This is a genomic window from Acinetobacter sp. M5A5_2a (assembly GCF_053345265.1).
Window position 1 is genome coordinate 96,547 of record NZ_JBKEZV010000002.1, and the last position, 20,717, is coordinate 117,263.

Annotated in this window: 18 protein-coding genes; 5 read left to right on the plus strand and 13 right to left on the minus strand. The window is 36.9% G+C overall.

The features are described 5' to 3' along the window. Window positions 1-5 precede the first annotated feature (5 nt). The 3 genes from ACLBWE_RS02805 to ACLBWE_RS02815 all read right to left on the minus strand — a co-directional run bounded on the left by ACLBWE_RS02805 (window position 6) and on the right by ACLBWE_RS02815 (window position 3,317). The gene (locus ACLBWE_RS02805; protein WP_447601055.1) at window positions 6-1,805 is read right to left on the minus strand and encodes an AAA family ATPase; all 1,800 of its coding nucleotides are present in this window, start codon (window positions 1,803-1,805) and stop codon (window positions 6-8) included. A 269-nt stretch (window positions 1,806-2,074) separates the two neighbouring features. Beyond that, complete coding sequence (locus ACLBWE_RS02810) at window positions 2,075-2,359, minus strand: YciI family protein (protein ID WP_003653718.1); 285 nt, start codon at window positions 2,357-2,359, stop codon at window positions 2,075-2,077. 55 nt (window positions 2,360-2,414) lie between these two features. Continuing rightward, window positions 2,415-3,317, minus strand: coding sequence for a DMT family transporter (locus tag ACLBWE_RS02815; protein WP_447601058.1), 903 nt, complete (start codon window positions 3,315-3,317; stop codon window positions 2,415-2,417). Window positions 3,318-3,425: 108 nt separating this feature from the next. Here ACLBWE_RS02815 and ACLBWE_RS02820 point away from each other — a divergent pair, with 108 nt between their 5' ends. Both ACLBWE_RS02820 and ACLBWE_RS02825 read left to right on the plus strand, forming a co-directional pair. Then, on the plus strand, window positions 3,426-4,292 hold the full coding sequence (locus ACLBWE_RS02820; protein ID WP_447601060.1) for a LysR family transcriptional regulator: 867 nt from the start codon (window positions 3,426-3,428) through the stop codon (window positions 4,290-4,292). Window positions 4,293-4,529: 237 nt separating this feature from the next. Beyond that, window positions 4,530-5,240, plus strand: a complete 711-nt coding sequence (locus ACLBWE_RS02825) for an aspartate/glutamate racemase family protein (RefSeq protein WP_447601062.1) — start codon at window positions 4,530-4,532, stop codon at window positions 5,238-5,240. Between the two features lie 37 nt (window positions 5,241-5,277). Here ACLBWE_RS02825 and ACLBWE_RS02830 read toward each other — a convergent pair whose 3' ends face one another. Further along, window positions 5,278-6,174, minus strand: coding sequence for a LysR substrate-binding domain-containing protein (locus ACLBWE_RS02830; RefSeq protein WP_447601064.1), 897 nt, complete (start codon window positions 6,172-6,174; stop codon window positions 5,278-5,280). A 171-nt stretch (window positions 6,175-6,345) separates the two neighbouring features. On the opposite strand from ACLBWE_RS02830, the gene ACLBWE_RS02835 reads away from it, so the two are divergent. Further along, entirely contained in the window at window positions 6,346-6,765 is a 420-nt protein-coding gene (locus ACLBWE_RS02835) for a hypothetical protein (RefSeq protein WP_003653724.1), read from the plus strand. 98 nt (window positions 6,766-6,863) lie between these two features. Then, on the plus strand, window positions 6,864-7,295 hold the full coding sequence (locus tag ACLBWE_RS02840) for a hypothetical protein (RefSeq protein WP_447601067.1): 432 nt from the start codon (window positions 6,864-6,866) through the stop codon (window positions 7,293-7,295). A gap of 102 nt (window positions 7,296-7,397) precedes the next feature. Here the strand turns inward: ACLBWE_RS02840 and ACLBWE_RS02845 are convergent, their stop codons facing one another. After that, window positions 7,398-8,753 (minus strand): S8 family peptidase, encoded by a 1,356-nt coding sequence (locus ACLBWE_RS02845; RefSeq protein WP_447601069.1) that lies wholly within the window; start codon window positions 8,751-8,753, stop codon window positions 7,398-7,400. A gap of 36 nt (window positions 8,754-8,789) precedes the next feature. After that, window positions 8,790-9,098: a hypothetical protein gene (locus ACLBWE_RS02850; protein WP_447601071.1), complete on the minus strand. Its 309-nt coding sequence runs from the start codon at window positions 9,096-9,098 to the stop codon at window positions 8,790-8,792. Window positions 9,099-9,692: 594 nt separating this feature from the next. Between ACLBWE_RS02850 and ACLBWE_RS02855 the strand changes: the two genes are divergently transcribed. Then, complete coding sequence (locus tag ACLBWE_RS02855) at window positions 9,693-10,517, plus strand: hypothetical protein (protein ID WP_447601073.1); 825 nt, start codon at window positions 9,693-9,695, stop codon at window positions 10,515-10,517. Between the two features lie 60 nt (window positions 10,518-10,577). On the opposite strand, the gene astE is transcribed toward ACLBWE_RS02855, so the two are convergent. The 7 genes from astE to ACLBWE_RS02890 form a co-directional block, all read right to left on the minus strand. Then, entirely contained in the window at window positions 10,578-11,552 is a 975-nt protein-coding gene (gene astE / locus ACLBWE_RS02860; protein WP_447601075.1) for a succinylglutamate desuccinylase, read from the minus strand. A gap of 12 nt (window positions 11,553-11,564) precedes the next feature. Next, window positions 11,565-12,908: an N-succinylarginine dihydrolase gene (gene astB / locus ACLBWE_RS02865; protein ID WP_447601077.1), complete on the minus strand. Its 1,344-nt coding sequence runs from the start codon at window positions 12,906-12,908 to the stop codon at window positions 11,565-11,567. Between the two features lie 17 nt (window positions 12,909-12,925). Further along, entirely contained in the window at window positions 12,926-14,395 is a 1,470-nt protein-coding gene (astD, locus tag ACLBWE_RS02870; protein ID WP_133747443.1) for a succinylglutamate-semialdehyde dehydrogenase, read from the minus strand. Beyond that, window positions 14,395-15,426 carry an arginine N-succinyltransferase gene (gene astA, locus ACLBWE_RS02875; protein WP_003653733.1) on the minus strand — a complete coding sequence of 344 codons (1,032 nt, stop codon included), beginning with the start codon at window positions 15,424-15,426 and terminating at the stop codon, window positions 14,395-14,397. The genes astD and astA overlap by 1 nt, the downstream gene beginning before the upstream one ends. A gap of 17 nt (window positions 15,427-15,443) precedes the next feature. Beyond that, window positions 15,444-16,658, minus strand: a complete 1,215-nt coding sequence (locus ACLBWE_RS02880) for an aspartate aminotransferase family protein (protein WP_281836117.1) — start codon at window positions 16,656-16,658, stop codon at window positions 15,444-15,446. Between the two features lie 136 nt (window positions 16,659-16,794). Further along, window positions 16,795-18,066 carry a Glu/Leu/Phe/Val family dehydrogenase gene (locus ACLBWE_RS02885; protein WP_004639628.1) on the minus strand — a complete coding sequence of 424 codons (1,272 nt, stop codon included), beginning with the start codon at window positions 18,064-18,066 and terminating at the stop codon, window positions 16,795-16,797. A 1,031-nt stretch (window positions 18,067-19,097) separates the two neighbouring features. Next, complete coding sequence (locus ACLBWE_RS02890) at window positions 19,098-20,531, minus strand: amino acid permease (RefSeq protein ID WP_447601081.1); 1,434 nt, start codon at window positions 20,529-20,531, stop codon at window positions 19,098-19,100. Window positions 20,532-20,717: the final 186 nt, after the last annotated feature.

The window sequence follows — 20,717 nt, forward strand, 5'->3', positions numbered from 1 at the left end:
TTTTATTAAGCTAAGAATTGTTCAATAATTGGAAAGACTAATTCTTCATATCTATCAAATACAGTTGGATCTGTAATATTTTCACAAATATAATTACAGAATCCGTTTTTATCAAAATTTTTCTTAATTATAACACCTCCATAATCATCTACTGATTCACGAGGTGGATAAAAATTTTCTGTAAATAATTCTTCTTTAAGCAGATTTTCAGAACCCTTTTTAATTTTAGTATTTTCAAAATTCATAGGAACTTTATCTTTAGTAATATAACCTATTGTTTCTCTCGAAATTTTTGTATCACAATCATATAGAAATAATACTTTTCGGTTTATTGCATTTAAATTATGTTTTAGAAAATCAAAACCTTTATCTAAACTGCTTTCACCACCAAATTTAACTTGCCCACCTTCTTGAGTAACACCAATTTCATCTATTTCTATATTTTCTAACCATTCATTTTTCCCTTTTAGCTCAAAAGCTTTCTTCATAAATTTAATATCTGTCTTGCCTTCAACGAGTATCAATGGTTTTTGTTGATCCTGAATTTTTTTATGCAGAGCTTCTTCAAATGTTATTGTTTCCTTATAAAAATTAAAAGATTCTTCAAACTCACCAAATCGTTCAGAAGTAATATTCATCCCAGATGGAAGATCAATTAACTGAATATTTTCTTTTCCAAATTCTTTTTCCATACCTAAAACAAAAAGTGGTGCATGAGAAGTCATGATAAATTGTATTTTAGGAAATAACTTAATAAGCTTTGGTAAGATTTCACTTTGATGTTTAGTATGCAAATGCGTGTCTATTTCATCAACAACAACTATTCCCTCAATATTCTCTAAACGAATACTATTATTTAAATCTTTATAGTCAGCATGTCTAATTATTGTAATGAACAAATTAAGTAAGACTAATTGACCTGTCGAAAGCTGTTCTAAGGTTGGTACAATAATCTTCCCCTTACTATGCAAAGATAATCGAGAATGAGCATCATTCCGCCAACCAATTTTTAAATATAATTCATTATTATCTAAAATTGTTTTAAATATTTTATTGATATTCCTATAGGAATTGTTAATAGCATGTTTATTCTGAATTATTTGATTCCTTTCATCGTCAGTATCAAAACACTCTAATTCTGCTGGTAGAATCGCAGAGTCCAAAACTACATCTAACATCCATTGAATATTTTTTTGAAAAGTGTCCACACACATTATTTCTTTATTCAATTTTCCTGAATATTTTGATTCAATATCAAATATCTCTTGCGTTTGGGCCTTCAAATTTAACCAATGTGGAATTATTTTACGAAAACTCGGAAAGAAGGTAATAGTATTTGAAAATAATTTTTCTATACCCTTTTCAGAAGCTAAAGTTTTTTTACCATTTTTATTTTCATTCTCAAAACCATGAATTTTGTTTCCATATAAATTTAATAATTCTTGGGTAGAGCGTATATTTCCGACTTTCTCGCAATAATGTATTTCCTGATTCTCTTGATCATTAAAAAAACGTAAATAAGCAGATGCACTTTTATCATCCGCATTTGTGTTTATATCGATACCTGAAATTACCCTAAAGTAAGGGGAATTCATATTTCCAGATTTAACCACAACATCATTATATTCTTGCTTAGCTAACTCATAAAAAGCATCTACGATATAAGACAAAGTATATGTTTTACCTGACCCATTTTTACCAATTAGAATTACTGGCTTAGGATTTAGATCCTCTTTAAGTTCTAGTTCTAAATCTAATTTTTCAATTGGCCCAATGTTTCTAATATGAATATTTCGTAAGTACATTTTTTATCCAAAGTTCACACTTATCTCCATACTATTAAAGTACAAGTTTCAACTCAAGGTATTTTCTAAAAATCCATAATAAATTTAAAGGTATACGTTTTATAGAGAAGGCAATACTTAAAATTATATCTATTATTTAATAGTATTCATCCATTCACCATCACCAAAATTTTTACAATGATTGGTACTCTCTAATCTAAAAAATAATTATTAGGTACATGCTGATAGATAATTAGTAAAAAAGTAAAGGGATCTCTTTATTTTTTAAATTAAACAAACTCTTTAATTTCTTCTAAACTTTTCGATGGCTCAAACCACATAAAATCATAATCAGCCACATCATGAATATAAAACGGATCATTTTTCATGATTTCTTCAGCCTCTTGAATCGAAGAGCTTAAAACTAAAATCACCCCACCTACTCTATTTTCTCGACGCCCTGATGCCAGAAATTTCTTCTGCTCATAGTAATGGTCTAAAAATGCAATATGCCCTTTCAGTACAGCATCAACTTCGGCTAATGGTTTTTTATAGGTCAAGGTAACAACAATCATTTCATTCTCTTAAAGGAAATAGTGCATGACATAGAAGGGTTAAACTACTGATAGCTTATTCGATAGTACGCCGATTCCCCCAATTCATCCACACTAAGCTCCCCACAATAATCACTCCACCTAACAGCACAATTATTGATGGTTTTTCATTTAAGAAAACAACTGCCAAACTCATTGCGACAATCGGCGAGCAATATAAAAAATTCGATGCAATCGTTAATGGCATATTTTTAAGTACATAGCCCCAAAGTACATAAGCCATCGCACTTGGAAAAATACCCAACAACACAATCGACATATTGGCTTGCCAAGTGGCATGTAAAATCTCATCAGGCAAATGAGCACTATAAAAAAGTAAAGGAATGGTCCCGAACCAGATGATGTAGCACATCATGCTCAAGGCATCATAATTTAAAGCAAATTTCTTATATAAATTAAAATAAAGTCCCCATGCAATTGCAGCTAAAACAATCAACAAACTATAAGGACTCGGTACACCAAAGCCTCGATCACCGCTAACCACTAAAACGGCGCCACAAAGACCTAATAAAATACACAACCACTGTTTGAAACGGATTTGCTCTTTAAAAAACAAAACTGAAACTATAAAGGTAAATAGCGGAATAGATTGACTTAAAATGCTAGATGCAACCGCACTCACATATTGCTGCCCCGTATTTATAAGTAAGTGATGCAAGGTCACAGAGAAAAATCCTAACAACCCAAGCGCAGGAACATCTTTCCACTTTAACGGCTGAATGCCTTTTTTCATGACCAAAAGTAGTAAGAAAACAGATGCAATCAAAAAGCGAAGCAAGGCAATATGCTGCGGTGTATATGAATGCAAAGCACTGTGTACACCAATAGGTGAATAACCCCAACAAAAGACGGTAATAGCAATACACAAATAAAGCTTAAATGCCGGAGGCTGTGTTTCGGCAGCAAGAGAAATTGCCATGTTAAATCTACGCTAATGAAATGGAACTCTTTCATCATATGCGCATGGATCATTGAATAAAATTAACTTATATTGAGCCTAATATTCATTAAAAGTGAATGATAAAACATGGATATCGCTCAGTTAAAAATGTTTCAAACGGTGGTTGAATGCGGCACGATGGCCAAGGCATCTTTGCAGTTGCACTGCGTTCCATCTAACATCACGGCGCGCATTAAACAACTTGAAGAAGAGCTTGGCGCACCTCTGTTCTATCGGGAAGGGAAAAGTTTAAAGCTCACTCCATCTGGTGAGATTTTCCTTAATTATTGCCAGAAAATTTTAGCGCTTTGTGATGAAGCAAAACGAAGTATTCATCCTGATGCACCACCCTCTGGTCCATTAAAAATTGGGGCTATTGAATCTTCTGCCACAACACGTTTACCTAACTTACTCGCGAAATATCATCAACGCTATCCAGAGGTTTCCATTCAAATTATTACTGGCACATGGAAACAACTATTAGTTGATATTTCTCAGCATAAGCTCGACGGAGCTATCGTCGCTGGTAATATTGAGTTTCCTATGCTGAATAAACTTGGTATTTATCAAGAAGAAATTATTTTAATTGCCCCCGAATCTTTCGGCGAAATTCACTGCCAAGAAGACTTGATTGGTAAAGAAATTTTTATGTGGACTGAAGGTTGCCCTTACCGCGCTGCTCTTGAAGAATGGCTTAAGCTCAAAAATATCTCGCTTCCAATTACCAGCATTACCAGTTACGCCACTATTATTGGTTGCGTGAGTGCAGGCTCCGGTGTGTCTTTAGTACCAAAGAGTCTTTTTGAGCAATATAAAAATTTAACCAATATTCGAGGCTATAAATTTGAACATCTTGCATTTATGCAGAACCAGTTTTTCTGGCACAAAAATGTGAGCAACCATAAAGCTCGAGATATGTTTTTAGAATTGGTTAAGTCAGAATTTATAGCTTAGCTGTGCATTCGAATGAAATTATCTATGTAAAACTCTATGCTTTACATAAAACAATGATGCATAAAACACATCACGACATTTTAAATATTTTAATTTTATTGATACAAAACAATATTTTAATGCTATTTAAAAATTAATTATAAAAACATAAACTGCATAACCCATCCGTTTTTTGCAACGAGCTCACTCAAAAGAAGCAGATGCTAAGTACATAACGTATTTTTTGAGTCATTCAGCATGAATAAAGCAATTGGAATTTTAGGTGGTATGGGTCCACAAGCCACGATTGATGCCATGGATAAAATTATTAAAAATACGCCAGCACATTGCGATCAAGAGCATATTCCTGTCATCACGGTTTCTATTCCAGACATCCCAGATAGAACACAATCGATTATCAATCATGATGATAAACCACTCGAAAAAATGGCTGAATATCTTAAAATTTTAGAAGCAGCGCAGGTCGGCTGTATCATTATTCCCTGTAATACTGCCCACTTTTGGTTTAACCAGTTACAGCAACGTACCCAAACCAAAATGATTAGTATTATTGAATCTGCGGTTCATTTTATTCAAGACAGCCAAATTGCTGAAGTTTGTATTCTTGCGACGTCTGCCACCATAAGCACTCAGCTTTATCAAAGCCAGTTCATCCAAAACAATATTCGTTTCTCTACCCCATCTGTTGAGATGCAACACAAAGTGATGCAAAGTATTTATCAATACAAAGCAGGAAATATCGAAAAATCAAAACAACTTATGAGTGAGGTTATTCATTTTTATAAACAAAACAAAAGTATAAAATTCTTATTAGCATGTACTGAAATTCCACTCATCTTACAAGACAGTATCCAAAACAATCCTGAACTGTTTGTTGATGCAACCGATTTACTCATAAAAAATGCGATTGCGTGGTATCAGAGTTCATTAACAGTATCGGCCGCATGATTAAATAAAATTTAATGCAAATTATGCATAATTAAGTTTAGGCAATGGTCCAATCAATTGCCTTCACAAAATTCCATAATCCTTCAGAAGTCGCATTAAGCCTTGCACTACTGCGATATAAATAAATATCGACAGACAGTACTGACTCTTTCATTGGCATGATCTTTAACTGATTTTGTTTTAATTCATCTTGAATGCTGTAATCGGGTAACCACCCTACGCCATAACCGCCTTTGATCATGTCCTTAAGTAATAGACTCATTGAAGACACAAAATTTGTCTCAAACTTGTCCGAATGATGATCTTGTAGAAATTTATTTACCTTTTTCCCCATGTAACTGTCATCGGTATAGTTCATGAGTGGAATTGAAGAGTCTTCGAGTGAAAATTTAGGTCGACCTAAATGATTTGGAGCCGTGACTAGATAAAGTTTTGCTGAAAACAACTTATGGCACAAAAATTGTGGATTCATTAAGTCATCATCATAAAAAGATGCAATAAAGTCACATTGACCATTTTTAAGAGAATCTACGGTTTCATTCACATTGATTGCTTCAACATGAAAAATCTTTTCTTGGTAATTTTTTAAATTTCCTAAAATTTTAGGAAAAATATATCCTGCCAAAGAATGCGCAGAAGCAATCGTGACTTTGCTTCGCACATGATTATCACCTTTAATTTGATCTATATTAAACTCAAAATCATCCAGTAAATTTCTAGCATGCAATATAAAAAGCTTACCCTGCTCCGTTAACTGCAAAGGAGAAGTCTCTCGATCAAACACTTCAAAACCAAGACTATTTTCCAAGGCTTGAATGCGACGACTCAGCGAAGACTGAGAAATATTTCTAATATCAGAAGCGACTGTAAAATTTCGGTATTTTTCTAGAACAATCAGGTCATATAACCATTTTAATTCAATGTTTTGGATCACTTGAGGCTCCAGATTATTCTAGAAATTTAGATACGGTATTTAATTATATTTGAAATGATGATTTATCGTAATCAAATCGTATCGGTTTTATCTCATTGCAGTACAAGCTGTATTTTTATCAGTAAGATCAGCACTTCATCTTTTGATTCTGGTTGGGGAGGTTTATCCAAAATGAAAACCCTAAAAACTCTATGTATTGCGACCTCTATATTGGCTTCATCAAGCTTATTTGCTGAAACAACGCAACCTCAACAAGTGAATGAAATAGCTCCTAAAACACAACCTTATGGTGATAATCCAAGCCTAGGGCGTGTACTGTTATATAAAACAGGAAAAGGCATACAAAATTTAGGAGACAATATTCAAGGTGCTTCTGAAAAGACCTCAAATAAAATTAGTGAAAAGTGGAAAAACACCAAAGAATTTACTGCTGAAAAGGCAGAAGTCGTTCAACAAAAAGCGGATACAGCAAAAGCTTTTACTGAAACAAAAATAGATCAAGCTAAGCAAAATATTACCAGTAGCCGAAACGGTGAAAACATCCCAATAGAACAAGGTGAGTTAAGTAAATCTAGCACTACGGTTAACTAACTTTTTGGATAGCGCGATAAATTCGCGCTTTAATATAAAATACAAATATCAATCTAGACATAAATACCACTCACTATAAAGAGCTAGGAATCTGCCTTATGAATAGTCAAAAACTTCTCTTTTCAACACTATGCTGCTTAGCATTAACTGCATGTGCAACATCAACGCCCCTTTCTTCTTATTCTCAAGCTCAAGTTTTAGAGCAAGACACCAATATTAAAGCCTATCCGTCTACGACAGGGAATGTGGCCAAGCTCATTAAACAAGATAATCAAGCTTGTATGATTGAATTTAAAGGTTATTTAGGTGGAGGACATGTCACCGAACATTGGACGTTTAATAATAAAGGTCTAATTTCAGCGACTTCTTCGACCCTACAATACCCTGATGAATCAGGCATATTAAATCAAGCAACCAACTCTACGACTAAGAGTTCTACGACCTTTAATATTCAAGATCCTGAAATTCAAAATAACTTCAAAAAACTCCAAAATAACTTTAATCCAGCAAATTTAGAAAAGTGTCATTAATACTTTTTCATAAAAAGCCCGTTGCAAAAGCTACCTTCTGCAACGGGTTATAGCTATTTTAAAAATTTCTTGGACCTAATTTAAAAAATTATAAATAAGCTATTAATTAATAGTTAAACCATTTGTTGCTGCCAGTAAATCAATACGCGGGAAAACCAAGCCCGTTCTTGAGTCAGTAATTGGTTTACCTGTCGTTTTTAAACGGCTAATCGTTTGATCAATACTTTCAGTTGGACTCACGCTATTTGCTCGTAATAAAGCAATCGCGCCTGCCACATGTGGTGTTGCTTGAGACGTACCGCCCATGGTGTAACCACCCGCGGTAATCATTGCACCTGGTGCTAATAAAGTCACAAGGCTACCACCATTACTAAAACATGCTACCTTATCTGCTGCTGTGGTTGGGTCAGAACATTTCACTGGATTCCCCCACGATACTCCTCCAATATTACTGTCATAAACAGCACCGACTCTCACTGCACCAGAAACACAGCCAGGAGATGAAATACCATCTGAAAATGCATCATTACCTGAGGCTACAACTGGTACCACACCAGCAGCACGTGCATTGGCAAATGCCGTTCCATAACTACTATCACTACACTCTGAAGTATATTTAACGCCAGGAACGCCAAGACTTAAATTAACCGCTTTAATATTATAGGTTTGTGCATTGTTTACGGCCCAGTTAATTCCCGCAAGAATATCACTATCGTAGGCTGTACTGACCCATTTACCTTGAGACCTCACTTTTCTAAAGACATCAATACCAATAATTTTAGTTTTAGTTGCGACTTTAGACACAATACCTGAAACATTACTACCATGTCCGTCATCATCTAATGCTCCATCATCTGGTGCACTATCAAAAGAATAGGCCACCCGACATGTGCTTGATGGTGTATTGACTGCTGTACAACCAAAATCGGAATGAAGATAATTCACCCCTGTATCAATCACTGCCACACTTGAACCCTCACCCGTAAAACCATTGGTGTTTGCTTGTGGTTGATTAATTAAAGGTAAGCTTTCATTGGTCGTGGTTTGATTAATCCGATTTGGGTAAACCGCTTTAACATTCGGGTCATTTAATAAAGAGACTAATGCTTCGCGGTTACTAATCCGATAAAAAGCTAAAGGTAAATTATTGTAGTCCCGCAGTACTTGCACACCGCCAGCACGGTTAAACCTTGCCTGTATATTCTTTTTATTTGTTGCAATATAACTCCGCCGTTCTAAACCAGAAGGTACGCTCACCGAAGGAATATTGTATTCAACAATTAAATCATTCGAAGCATTCGTTACCAAGGCATCTAAATCGATTTTACCCTGAAATACTTTTTGTTTTGCTGCCTGATTTAATCGCTGTTTAGCACCTTTAGAATCTAAAGGAAGAGCGGATGCAGTTGTACTTAATATCGTACATAGACCTAATAGAAATAACGTTTTACTTTGCATTATTTTTCTCCGTAGTTTTTTAAACTAACAATTTGCTTATTTCGCTTTTATTTCATTTGCTGGATCTTTTTCTGGATCAATCGGTTGAATAGAAAGATCACTTTTTGTGTTGTAAAAAGGAACGGTATCACCTGATACCGATTGAGGATGAGTTGAATCTAAAGATAGATTTTTAGCTTGAGTAGGCTCCTTAAGTTTAGAAAGAAAAGATGATGTGTCTGGTTGTGACGAATTCGATTCATGTAAAACCGAATTGAACACATCAGATGCACCGCTTGTGGGCTTAAAATAGAGAACAACGGCGATCAAGCCGACCAATACAAGAAAGGAAGCAATAATTTTCATCAGTTAAGATCTCTGTTCTTTTGTTTATAGACATCTATTTTTATTTTTGATTATTCGAAATAAATAGGTATTTCTTAAAATATATTTCATGTGAAAAATTTAATGAATGAAATATATACCCACAAAAGAAGTAGAAAGATCCACACCCGAATAAGCAAAAATGTTGTTCTGCCCTGTACATTTATATTTCTGGCAGAAGGTGGTTCAAAAAAGTGCTAAAAAGCATCTTATTCTCATAATAAGCAATAACTATGCCGTTCCCACTAATAAATAATGAGACTCAAATCATAATTAGAGATATAAGTACCTGATCAAAAGAAGAGAAACTTCAAGAAAATTTGAAATTTAATTTTTAAAAATAAAAAGATAAAATTAGCCCAACTTAATTAGAATAACTAACAAATAAACATTCTTTTTCACTTTATTATTAATTTTTATTAATCTCCACAATTTATCCCTAGTCTGTTTACTCAACGTAACACTGTTGTAACGTTTTGATGAAGTGAGTTCCCAAGCCCATAGTGCGTTAGCTATGATCCGTTTGCGTTTATGAAATACCTCACTAAAAGGGTATATTCTTTGAAGGATATCGCAATGAAAATGATGAAAACAGCTATCGTTACTGCAAGTGTTCTTGCTTCTGCCTCTATTTTTGCACAAAGTGCGGGCGTTAATGCAGGTGCTTCTGCCCAAGTAAATGTACAACCAGGCGGTCTTGTTAGTGGCGTAGCCAATACAGTCAAAACTACTGCACACACTGTAGGTAGCACAGCAAAGCATGCTGGTCATGTCGCTGCTGACACTACAGTTAAAGCAACTAAAAAAACAACAGGAAAAGTGACTGAACTTTCTTCTAAAGCTGCAAATGGTACAAAACACTTGGCAACTGAAGCTGCAACAGGTACCAAACACTTTGCTACCGAAGCTGCGACAGGAACTAAAAATGTAGCGACTAAAGCTGCAAATGGTACTAAACATTTTGCTACCGAAGCAGTAACAGGTACTAAAAATGTAGCGACTAAAGCTGCAAATGGCACTAAAAATCTAGCAGTTGAAGCTAAAGCTGATACGAAAGCAGGTTTTGATGCTGTAAAAACTAAAGTTGCAGAAAAACAAGCTGACCAAAAAGAATTTACTGCTGAAAAACAAGCTGATGCTCAAGCGCATGTAGATGCTGTAAAAACTCGCGTAACTCAAAATCAAGCTGAGCAAAAAGAGTTTGTTGCAGACACTAAAGCAGATGCTCAGGCAAAGTTAAATGCAGCTCAACCAGCGGCAATCAATGCTAATACTGGCGTAAATGTTGGTGTTAACGTTGCTCCTGTCGGAATTAATGCAAGTGTAAATGCAGATGCGCAAGCATCTACACAAAAAGCGGAAAAGAAATCTTGGATTAAAGGTCTTTTCGGTACTAACTAATACGTGATGCACAAAAAAGGGCGATTAATCGCCCTTTTTTATTTATTTGAAATCAATCATTCAGCTCATTTCAGTTAAAACTAAACCTGCACGTAAACCGAGCTTCACATTTGGATTTGGAAATAAAATCCAGACCTGATCTTGCTCAACAACATAATTACCAGAAGGTTGAGTCGCAATGATTTCACCTTTTGTAAAAGTCGAAAAATTCGGAGCTTCAGCTGATAAGTTCATCTGAAAATCTTCATCTTTTTTAATTAAAGAGTCCGATACTTTAAACACTCGAATTTTCGCTTTATTGCGTGCTGGTAAAGCTTGCTCAGAAACGACATGACGAATAACTTCATCAATTGCAGCAAACTGACTCAAGTCATTTTGCCCAAATGGCAAAGCTTTGCCCAACTCTAGAGTTGCACTGGCTGCTTTAAAATTCTCACTGGTAAAATGCGTAAACGTTTTACCTACCGCATTGTGATAAACCAAAGCATCTAAATCGGCCGATTCAAGACTTGCTGTTAAATTCGCATCATAAGCATGCGTTTGATATGGAAACAACGCAAAAGTTGGCAATAAAGAAGCGCGAATTGCGGTGTGCAAATCATAGTGATAACGTTTTGCTTGGTTTGAACTTTCATGAAAGAAAGTCGTGACAACTTGCTCTAAAACCTCAGCTCGCTTTGATTCTTCGGTCACAGGCAGAGTTTTATATCCACCACAAAACATTCGGTTCACATCGTCATGCACATAACGTTTACCTTGACGCATTGCATATGGATTACCCAATACAAACAGCAATCTCACAGCAAGGTTTAAACGTCCGGCAAATAAATCTGTGCAAAGATGAGACAACAATTCAATAGGTGCTGTTTCATTACCATGTACTCCAGCTGACAGTACGACGGCTTTGTCGTACTGTGCATGTGGCGTACATTCAAGAATTCCCTCACCTAACCAGCGCCAAGAAAAATTATCTTTTTTTCCTTCACGTATTGTAGGCTGCTCACCTTGTAAGGTTAATGCTAGAAAATCTTGCATGTCACCTCCTCCTTATTTTTGGAAAGGATAAACCAAACCCAAACCTAAAATTTTGGTCAGCTCATCGAGTGCCATACGGCTTTCCATCAATAAATGCGGATCAGCTAAATCTTCTTGAGCTAAACGATCACGATAATGTTTATCTACCCATTGATTGAGTGTGCCAAACAATTGATCATTCATTAATACTTTTGGATTTACAGCATTTAACTCGGTTTCATTTAAAGCTACGCGTAAACGTAAACATGCTGGTCCACCACCATTACGCATACTTTCACGTAAGTCATAAACCTGAATAGCATCAATTGGTGTGCCCATCTGAACCATATCGTTCAAATAACCCCACACTGCCTTATTCTGGCGCGACTCTTCTGGTACAACAATGGTCATTCCACCATCTGGACGAGTCAAAATCTGACTATTAAATAAATATGTTGCTACTGCATCATCAACGGTAACGCGATTTTCAGGAACTTCAATCGAGATAAAGTCTTCACCGATGCTTGCCATTTTTTGACGAATTTCAGCAAAAGCTTGATCTTGATTTAAGAATGCATGTTGATGATGGAATAAAACCTGTTGGTTGCTGACCGCAATCACATCATTATGAAAAACGCCTTGATCAATCACATCTGGATTTTGTTGAACAAAAACGGTATGTGCGTCATCTAAACGATGCAAACGCGCGATTGCTTCGCTTGCTTCACGTGTCTGACGTGCAGGATAACGTTTTGGTCCTGGCAACCCATTATTTAAATGTTGTTGACCGTAAACAAAAACTTGAACCCCACGCTTAGCATAATCACCACCTAAACGATTGTGATTTGCTGCACCTTCATCACCAAACAAAGCCACTTGCGGCAATGCTTCGTGGTGTACAAAATGACGTTCATTTTTAAAGATTGCTTGTAGGACCTGACTTGTAGTTTCAGCTTCAATTGAACGGTGAAACTTATTATTCAAGTTCGCTGCGGTAAAATGTACACGTTCATCTTGGCTATCTGCCGAAGGTGAAACAGTTGCCGCATTTGCAGTCCACATTGGCGAAGCTGAACTTAGCGATGATAATAGTTCAGGTGAATGACGCATTGCTTGAGCAACAACGCTAATGTCATCTCCTGTAAAACCTAAACGGCGCAACATTGGAACATGTGGACGCTCATGCGGAACAAGCACACCTTGTTTCATTCCCATGTCAGCCAAGGCTTTCATCTTTAGCAAACCTTGTTTAGCTGCTAATTTTGGATTAGAGGCGTTATTACGGTTTTTTGTCGATGCTTCATTACCAAATGACAAGCCCGCGTAGTGATGTGTTGGTCCCACCAAGCCATCGAAATTTACTTCATATCCTTTCATTTTTCTTTCCCTAGTGTTTAAGGCAACACAATCCCTGGAGATAATTTTTCTGGTAAGGTTAAGCTGTCACTTTCAAGTGAAGCCATTGGCCAAGCACAATAGTCAGCGGCATAAAAGGCACTCGCACGATGGTTACCCGATGCACCTACACCACCAAATGGCGCAGCACTTGAAGCACCTGTTAATGGCTTATTCCAGTTCACAATACCGGCACGCGCTTCAATAAGTACTTGATCAAATAATTCACGTTTTGGAGAAACTAAACCAACAGACAAACCAAAGCGAGTTGCATTTGCAATTTTCAATGCTTCATCAAAGTTGTCATAACGTTGAATAGTCGTAAGTGGACCAAAATATTCTTCATCCGGAATATCTGTCACACCTGTTACATCAACAATGCCTGGGGTAAGTAGCGAACTATCTTCTTGCGGACGCGTCATTGGCAATAAACTTTTTGCGCCAAGCTCAAGCAATTTTTGCTGAGCAAGCATCATGTTTGATGCGGCAACTGATGAGATAACGCCACCCATAAATGGTTGTTGTTCGTCGTTCCAACGACCAACTTTTAAGTTTTTAGCAACCTCAACAAAACGTTGAATAAATGCATCGCCTTCTGGGCCATTTTTTACCAAGATGCGACGTGCACATGTACAACGCTGACCCGCCGAAACAAAAGCAGATTGAATAGTGAGATTAACCACAGCATCAATATCGATAATTTCATCAATAATCAATGCATTATTGCCGCCCATTTCAAGCGCAAGAATTTTCTCAGGAGCACCCGCCATTTGTTTATGTAGGTGATAACCTGTGTTCGCACTTCCAGTAAATAATAAACCGTCAATTTCATGTGAAGCAGCTAACGCTTCACCCGTGGTACGACCACCTTGCACTAAGTTCATCACACCATTTGGCAAACCAGCTTGCTGCCAAAGTTTTACAGTTTCTTCAGCAGTCCAAGGCGTTAATTCACTTGGCTTAAATACCACAGCATTCCCTGCAAGTAATGCAGGAACAATATGTCCATTTGGTAAATGGCCCGGAAAGTTATATGGACCGAAAACTGCAAGCACACCATGTGGACGGTGGCGTAAAGATGCCACGCCATCAGCCATTTCAGTTGAGCTTTCACCAGTACGCTGGTGATAGGCACGAATTGAAATAGCAACCTTGCCAATCATTGATTGAACTTCGGTTAACGTTTCCCAAAATGGCTTACTAGTTTCTTGGCTAATGACTTCCGCTAAGTGCTTTTTATTTTCTTCAAGCAAAGCTGCAAATTTTTCAACAATCGCTACACGCTCTACAAAAGGTAAACGTGCCCATGCTGGAAATGCAGTACGTGCTGCTTGGCAAGCTTGCTCAACATCAGCAGCAGTAGCTTCAGCACCCGACCAGACAGTTTGGTTATCAACTGGATTTGTTTTTTCAAATGTTGTGCCGCTGCCTTGTAACCAGACACCGTTTATAAATAAAGAGTTTGACATCAGGATACTTCCATTGGATTGAGTGATAGCACACGAACAACATGACCTTCTTGTACACCGAGGTTTTCAGCTTGTTCATGCGTTAAATTTATAGTGTTATCAACAAGATCAAGCTTCATCAGCATTGCGCGATAGTCATGATAATTATCATTGGCAACGAGATATTGAGTCTTACCGACCGCAGCTTCACTTGTAATTTTGACGTTTAATAACTGACTTTCTTTTACTGCGCGTAATTCATCAATATTGGCTTCAACCGTTGGGCCAGCATCAAAAATATCGACATATCCTTGATAGCGTAAACCTTCCGACTCAAGCACATGATAGGCAGGCAAAGTTTGTGGATGCATTTTTCCAATCACCTCTTGCGCATCTTTTGGCAAGAGATCTACATAGACCGGAAAACGTGGCATAAGCTCTGCAATAAATACTTTTTGCCCAATTCCGCTTAAATAGTCGGCAGTTGAGAAATCCATATTAAAGAAATGGTGACCAATCGCATCCCAAAATGGAGAACATCCATTTTCGTCTGAGAAACCACGCATTTCGGCAATTAATTTTTTCTCGAAATATTGCTTAAAGGCAGCGATAAACATAAAACGGATTTTCGATAAGAATTTACCGTTTTGGTTTTCACGACGCTCTGGATCTAAAAATAATGTACAGAGTTCACTGCTACCTGTTCTGTCATTACTTAAAAACAAGGTTGGTAATGACTTATAAACATTTAGTGCTTTTGAAGCGTGTACTTGTGTTCCAACATGAAAGTTGTACCAAGGTTCCATGAGCCCTACAGCAACCTCAATTGCACTTAAACCAATAACACGTTGAGCTTCTGTATCTTCAAGAACAAATAAATAGCCTTGTTCACTTTTATGGACATTGCCATTTAAAGTATTGCGAGTACGTGAAATTCGAGCCGAAAGTGTATCCATATTTTGTGGCAAGGAAGTCAGGCCTACACCCGACTTACCTGCTAATTTATAAATATCTTCAAGGTCTCGAAACTCGGCATGACGGACAATCATCATGGCTAGCTTCCTTTTTTTTATTTAGCCAATTTTGCCAATGCTCTTTTTAAACGAGCAATCCCTTCATCAATATCTTGTTCAGGAATAATGAGAGACGGAGTAAAACGAACGACATCCGGACCTGCAATTAAAGCAAGTAATCCTTCCTCACCAGCCCAAGTCGTAATATCTTTAGCTTTTCCTGCATACTCAGCTTTTAATACGCAACCAATGAGCAAACCTTGACCACGAATTTCTTCAAAAATCTGATGTTCAGCATTTAAAGTATTCAAGGCATCAAGGAAATACTGATGACGATGCTTCACACCCTCAAGGACTTCAGGTGTATTAATAAATTCGAATACTGCACCTGCAACTGCACTCGCTAACGGGTTACCACCGTAAGTCGTACCGTGCGTACCAACTGAAAAATGCGGCGCAAATTTATCTGTTGTTAACATTGCACCAACTGGGAAACCACCACCTAGTGCTTTTGCAGTTGTAAGAACATCTGGAATAACACCAGTGTTCATGTAGGCATAAAGTGAACCTGTACGACCCACACCAGTTTGTACTTCATCAAAAATAAGTAAGGCACCAAACTCATCACACAGTGCGCGTAAGCCTTTTAAAAATTCAATGTCAGCTGGAATAACACCGCCTTCACCTTGTATCGGCTCAACAATAACCGCACAAGTCTGTTCATTAATCACCGCTTTTGCTGCTTCTAAATCATTAAAGGCAACATGGTTGATACCATTTGGAAGCGGTGCAAAGTCTTGTGAATATTTAGGTTGACCGCCTGCTGAAACTGTAAATAAGGTACGACCATGGAAAGCATTTTTAAATGCCACAATGCCACTTTTACCAGCAACACCACTATCTAAACCCACTTTACGTGCAAGTTTTAGTGCCGCTTCATTCGCTTCAGCACCTGAGTTACAGAAGAATACCTTGTCTGCAAATGTATTTTCAGTGAGTTGTTTTGCGAGGCGTAGAACAGGTTCATTTGTATAACCATTGCCCACATGCCAAAGTTTTGTCGCTTGTTCTGTTAAAGCATTTACTGCCACTGGATGCGCATGACCTAATGCGTTTACTGCAATCCCGCCTGCAAAATCAATATATTCTTTATTTTCTTGATCCCAGATACGCGAACCTTCACCACGTACAGGAATGAAATTTGCCGGTGCAAAAACTGGAACCATCCAGTCGTTAAAGTTGCTTCGAGTTACAGAAATTGGCTGTTCCATGCTTACCTCAGTATTTATTTAATATATTCGATATCACTTAAATTTTAATAATTCAGAAAAAGGGACTGAACAAATAAACCCTATAACATCCTTTGTATTTGCTCAGACCACTTTTTCTAAAAGTAATTTCCGCAGATTAGCCTGGGAAAATACCGCGCTCTTTACGAGCTTTTAAAATACGCTCACATGCCAAGATGTAAGCTGCTGTACGTAAAGTACAAGCGTTGCTGTTCGCTGCATTCCAAACGTCATCCATAGCTTGAACCATCAATTTGTCTAAACGCTCATTGATTTCTTCTTCGGTCCAGAAGTAGCTCGCCATGTCTTGAACCCATTCGAAGTAACTTACAGTTACACCGCCGGCGTTACATACAACGTCAGGTACTACAACAATGCCACGCTCAACTAACACATCTTCAGCTTTAGGATAAGTCGGGCCGTTTGCGCCTTCTAAAATCAACTTAGCTTTAAGTTTTTCAGCACGTTCAACAGTGATTTGACCTTCCAATGCAGCAGGAACAATAATGTCAACTTCTGCTGTCCAGAAATCTTCATCAGCAATTGATTGCGCGCCAGCGAAGCCACCAACACCTTGATTTGCATTTACGTGATCACGTAACGCTTCAAGATCAATACCGTCAGCATTGAAAATAGTGCCTGTATGGTCTTGAACGTGTGTAACTTTCGCTTTTGATTCAACAAACAAGAAAGCAGCTTCACTACCAACGTTACCAAAACCTTGAATAGCGATTTTTGCGCCTTCAATTGGTAAATTGATTTTTGCAGCTACTTCGCGGCCTGTAACAAATACACCACGACCAGTCGCTTTTACACGACCTAAAGAACCACCTAAGTGAACTGGTTTACCAGTTACAACACCTGTTACTGTGTAACCTTGGCTCGTAGAATAAGTATCCATCATCCAACCCATAATATTGGCATTTGTACCAACGTCTGGAGCAGGGATATCTTTTTGAGGCCCGATAATGTGACCGATTTCAGTCGTATAACGACGAGTCAAACGCTCTAATTCACGATTTGATAATTTACGCGGATCAACACGGATACCACCTTTTGCACCGCCAAATGGCAAGTTCAAAACAGCAGTTTTAATTGTCATCCATGCAGATAACGCCATCACTTCATTCAAATCAACATTTGGATGGTAACGAACACCACCTTTACCAGGACCACGAGACAAGTTGTGTTGTACACGGTAGCCTTCAAAGTGCTGGATAGAACCGTCGTCCATTACAATTGGCACGTCTACAATAAGCGCACGTTTTGGGCGTTTTAAAGTATCGATATACTCTTCCAAGTGACCTAAATATGGAGCAACACGGTCAATTTGTGCCAAGTAAGTTTGCCAAGCATCGCTGTGCTCATTTACGTATGAAAGATCTGCCATCTTTTTTCCTATATACCTTCATAGATTCAGATTTGATAAATCTGCAATCTTTATTATTTAGCAACTAAAACTTTGCAATAACAATGTCTTAGTTTATTTACCAAATCTTCTGCCCTTCTAAAGCATCAGACTTTTTAAATTCCATTTGTTGATACTAAAAGTATGATCTACTTTTATATATCGATATCTTTTACAAGTTTTCTTTTGTCTAAATTACTGTTTATAAAGATAGCTTTATAAAAGCAAAAACTAACCACAACCCACTAAACCAGCCGGCTGAAATATGAATACAAAAGAAGTGACATAACCGTTTGGGAGTTAAAAAGAACTATGATTTACAAAAATCATGAGTCCATAAAATTATTTTTGACTAATCGATAGATCCCTCCATTAGTCTTTTTAAAAATAAACTTTGTTCAATAATCCTACAGATTAATTATTTCCATACATACTGCTTAAAATTAAGCCGAAACATAGATATAAAATCTTCCAATAAATATAGCACAGAGCACGCTCATTTAGAACATTTTAAAATAAATAAGCAGAGAAAAAATAATCAAATCGCACTGTCTTTTATAATAAAAAAACAACAAATATTAAAAAAACCTTAACTCTAATAAAAAAAACTTATAGAAAATAAACTTCCATAAATATAAAAAATGTAAATATTTTTCACATTATATAACAACAACTTAATAAATTTAACTTTTTATAAAACTATCAAAAAATTATTTATTCTCCACATTAAATCCATATTAATCCTATTCCACCCCTCTATTCTAAAAAACCAAAAACACCACCTTATTAAATAACAAGACTAAACATAGGCTTAATCAAATATTTATAATAAATAAATATTAATAAAAATCCGATAAATGGTGAATTTACAAAACAACATTTGTTTCCATGATTGAAAATAAAAATTCATTTTTAAAAAAAATATATAGAATCCATCCTTTTTAATTTCCTACAGACCATAAAAAAGGCCCCAAATGGGACCTTTAGACTACGCTGGTGAAAGCATACAACGCTTAGCTCTGTACACCATCTTTCTTGTGATAAAAAATGAAGTAGCTCGCATAACATAAAAGAATAAAAACAATACAACAGATAAAGCCGACTTGCATCGAAGGATCAACCACCATACTAATGCAAGTAACAGCACAGAACAGACCACCCACAATTGGAGTCAAAGGAAATAAAGGAGCAGCAAAACGTAAATCTTTTGCAATTTTCCCAGACTTATACCACTGTCTACGAAAATTAAATTGAGATACGCAAATTGCAATCCACACAACCACCATGGTAAACGCTGCAACACCCAATAAATTTTTAAAGATCGTCTCAGGGGCAAACTGCTCTGAAAGCAACCCAGGTATTGCACCAAACATCGTCACAGTAATGGCAACAATCGGTGTTCCTGAAGGAGTAAGCTTTGAAAATATTTTTGGTAATTGGTTTTTTACTGAAAGTGACCACATCATACGTGAAGCAGCAAATAAACCAGAATTAGCAGCTGAGAGTAAAGCCGTAATGATTACAAAGCGGATAATATCTTCCGCATAAGGAATACCAATGTAATTAAACACAGTGACAAAAGGGCTATTACTTACTTCGTTTGCATTCAAACCTGCAAGCTCGAATGGCAATAGCGAAGTAATCACAACAATGGTACCAACAAAGAAAATTAGTAGACGCCAAATGGCTGCATTAATCGCTTTTGGGACTGTCTTCGCAGGATTTTCAGTCTCACCAGCCGCCACACCAATTAACTCTGTACCCGAAAATGCAAAATTAACGATCAGCATAGTTGCAAAAATTGGAAATAAACCGTGAGGGAACCAACCATGTGCTGTCAAATTACTAAATAATGGCGCTGTCTCATGCCCGTGGTAAGGGATAAAACCAAAAATTGCCAACAGCCCTAAACCAATAAAACAGATAATCGTAATCACTTTGACAAGTGCTAACCAAAATTCAGACTCGGCAAACAATCGAGTTGAACTCACATTCAGAATAAAAACTAGGGCACCAAAACACAGAGTCCAAGCCCAAACCGAAGTAGTTGGAAACCACTCCTGAACCAGTAAAGCCGCAGCGGTAAACTCAGTCCCCAAAGTGGCAGTCCAAGTTAACCAGTACAGCCAAGTAATCATATATCCTGTGCCTGGACCGATATAACGGCGGGCATATTCTCCAAAAGAACCCGATTCAGGTACATGAACTGCAAGCTCACCGAGGCAAAGCATTACGGTGTAGGCGATTAAACCACCCAAAAAATAAGAAATAATTGCGCCAATTGGGCCTGCTTGAGAAATTACGTCACCAGAACCTAAAAAAAGACCTGTACCTATGGCACCGCCAAGGGAGATCATCACCAAATGTCGAGTACTCATTGCTCGTTTCAAAGGTGCAGAACTTCCATGTTGCGATGCATCATTATTCCGATAATTTAATGATTGCATATAAAAAACTGTAACTACAATTTAGTAAAAAATCATTTTAGGATAAAAAAATAAATATGCAATTATCTTTGAATAGTGAACTTATTTTAAACAACTCCTCACCACATAAATAACATATAAATAAAAAACAAACACTTATTAAAATTTAAAGTTATAGTTGTATTTTAATTAGCCTCCAATCATTTA